The organism is Novosphingobium cyanobacteriorum (genome assembly GCF_029436685.1).
Classification (GTDB): Bacteria; Pseudomonadota; Alphaproteobacteria; order Sphingomonadales; family Sphingomonadaceae; genus Novosphingobium; species Novosphingobium cyanobacteriorum.
In genome coordinates this window covers 1-2,525 of record NZ_JAROCY010000065.1, presented here as the reverse complement: position 1 = coordinate 2,525, position 2,525 = coordinate 1, and the positions used below count along the sequence as shown (strand labels likewise).

The 2,525-nt window shown below is 60.6% G+C and carries 3 protein-coding genes and 1 pseudogene; 1 reads left to right on the top strand and 3 read right to left on the bottom strand.

All coding sequences use genetic code 11. The annotated features are described in order from the left end of the window. Nucleotides 1-92: 92 nt before the first annotated feature. The 3 genes from POM99_RS22185 to POM99_RS22175 form a co-directional block, all read right to left on the bottom strand. A complete protein-coding gene (locus POM99_RS22185) occupies nucleotides 93-629 on the bottom strand; it encodes a Rieske 2Fe-2S domain-containing protein (protein WP_277280989.1) in 537 nt (178 codons plus the stop codon). Between the two features lie 55 nt (nucleotides 630-684). Beyond that, entirely contained in the window at nucleotides 685-1,341 is a 657-nt protein-coding gene (locus POM99_RS22180) for a TetR/AcrR family transcriptional regulator (protein ID WP_277280987.1), read from the bottom strand. Nucleotides 1,342-1,410: 69 nt separating this feature from the next. Next, nucleotides 1,411-2,301, bottom strand: coding sequence for a LysR family transcriptional regulator (locus POM99_RS22175; RefSeq protein ID WP_277280985.1), 891 nt, complete (start codon nucleotides 2,299-2,301; stop codon nucleotides 1,411-1,413). A 101-nt stretch (nucleotides 2,302-2,402) separates the two neighbouring features. Between POM99_RS22175 and POM99_RS22170 the strand changes: the two are divergent. Beyond that, a pseudogene (locus tag POM99_RS22170) lies at nucleotides 2,403-2,525 on the top strand (S-(hydroxymethyl)glutathione dehydrogenase); the annotation flags it as partial.

Genomic DNA, 2,525 nt, shown 5'->3' with positions numbered 1-2,525 from the left:
CACCGGTTGTCTGGTCCGCTCTCCGGTCGGGGCTGCGCCCCTCCCTACGATCAGACCAGACAACCGATCCTACCGGCCATCATAGTCGCCGCTCAACCGGCCATCGTAGTTGTCGCCGCGCATGCAAACGTTCCCCGGTGCACGAACTCGATGTGGGAAAGGTCCAGCAGGTTGTCGGTGCCATACTGATAGTTCGCCTGCATCAGCGTATAACCGTGAACCGTGCGGCTGTGATCCGTGTCTGGTATGAACGAGAAATCGGGGATGAGCGCCACGTCGGCACTTTCGGGCGTTCCGGCCCAGAGCCAGACGATCCCGTCGCGCTCTACTGCCGCAAAAGTCGGTATGTCTGACCCGCTCGGAATGCGCTCGGCAAAGGGGTTGCGGACGCATTTGCCTTCCGGCGAGAAGGCCAGCCCATGGTATCCGCAGACCACATTGTCGCCATCGCGCTCTCCTTTTGAAAGGGGGGCAAAGCGATGTGGGCAGCGGTCGAGCAAGGCACCGAGCGATCCGTCCTGTTTGCGGAAAACAAATACGGGTTGGTCGATGATCTTGCGAGTCAGGCCGAATTCGCCGACTTCATCAGCCCAGCCCGCCATGTACCACGCATTGCGCAACCACGTCATGTCCGGCCTCTCCATTATGTGTACCAAGGGTACATATTTGCCGAATGACACGGTGTCAACGATCGAGCACTGCCTTCAGCCCCGGCAGGAAGATGGTCAAAGCTGACTGGACACGATGTTCGATCAGGTCGTCGCTGGCCTCTTGAGGCGCCAGGCCCAGCAATGCGCGCTCATACAATCCGGCACGGATCGTGTGCAGCATCTGGTCGGCAATATCAGCGAGATCTGGATGCGATGCCACACTGGTCCCGCGATGGCGATTCAGGAACTGCGCGAGCGCATCGACGAGGACACGATGCCCATGATCGTAGAAGGCTGCAGCCGTTCCGCGCTCGCGTGCGCCAATCGAAACGACGGCACGGTAAAGCATCAGTGCGCCAGGCGTCATGTAGAAGCGCAAGATGCCGCGCAGCATAAGCCCCAGTCCCTCCGCCAATGGAAGGTCACCAATGCCGGAATCTTCCAGCCGCAAGGCGATGATCGCCTCGCGTGCTTCTTCGCCGATCGCCGCGGAAATCAGCCCGTCACGGCCGCCGAAGTATTTGACGAGCGTTGCCTTGGACCCGCCGGATAGGCGCAGGACATCGTTGATGGTGACGCTTTCGACGCCTTGAGCGCCAATCAGCGCGCGCGCATGCTGAACCATGGCGGCGCAGCGCGCTGATGCGGCTTGCGATTTTGCTGACTGGCCAGGCGTTGCGGTGTCTTGCAAGGTGACGCTCCGAGGTAATGCTTGTGCATGTATGCTGGGCCGGACCTGACCCCGTGATTTCCATCCCGCTCAAGAGACCCCTCCCGGCAGGATCCTGGGAAGTTCCGTCTTCAGCAGCGCAACAAATCTCTGAACTTTTGGGGAGAGATGGCGCCGGTCGGGGTAAACGGCCCAGATCGGCTCGGTGGGCGGGGCATTTTCTCCAAGCAAGGGGACAAGTTGTCCAGCCTCCAATGCAGGAGCCACATATGACTGGGGAAGGTGACAGATGCCCATGCCTTCCATGGCGGCATCCAGAACGGTCTGGCCATTGTTGCAGGACCAGGAGCCTTTCGGACGATAGATCCGTTCAGCGCCATCGACGGAGAAGTGCCATGCCGGCGAGGAGCCGATCAGGCAATCGTGCCGATCAAGATCATCGATGGCGTGTGGCTTGCCTCGGCGATCGAGGTAGGTCGGGCTGGCGCAGGTGTGAAACTGGCGGGAACCTATGCGGGTCGCAATCAGGTTCGACGAAAAAAGCGAGCCAGTCCGGATGGCAAGGTCGTAGCCTTCGCCAACAAGATCCACCAGGCGATTGGACAGGTCAAGGAACAGCGTCAACTGCGGGTGCTGGACGGCAAATCTGCGGGCGAGGGGCGCAACAAAGCGCTCACCCAAGGCGGTCGAGCAGGTGATGCGCAATTCGCCGCGCGGTTCGCCCTGTTCGCGCACCAGGGCCATTGCTTCGTCCCTGTCGTTGAGCAGGCGACTGCAGTGATCCAGAAAAATGCGCCCCGTGGGGGTTAGATTGACCGTCCGCGTGGTCCGATGAAGCAGGCGGGCGTTCAGGCTGTCTTCAAGGCGGGCGATCGCCCGGCTCATATGGGTCCGGGATACGCCGAGCGATTGCGCGCCGGCGATAAAGGAACCGGTCCGCGCGACGGCCACGAATTCGTCGATTCCCTCCCAACTGTCCAATTCTATTGTTCCCTATTTGGCGCAATGTGTTTCGTTTGAACCTCTTAATGCCAAAAGGAGTGCTGTGCTAGGCCCGCCGCAATCAGGAAGGGAGCATACCGATGAAGACCCGCGCCGCCGTTGCCTTTGCGCCCAAGCAACCGCTCGAAATCGTGGAAGTGGATCTTGAAGGTCCGCGTGCCGGCGAAGTGCTGGTGGAGATCATGGCCACGGGCGTGTGCCAC

Excerpts from the sequence above, each read along its gene's own strand:
- POM99_RS22185 (WP_277280989.1), bottom strand. The coding sequence starts at position 629 with ATGACGTGGTTGCGCAATGCGTGGTACATGGCGGGCTGGGCTGATGAA.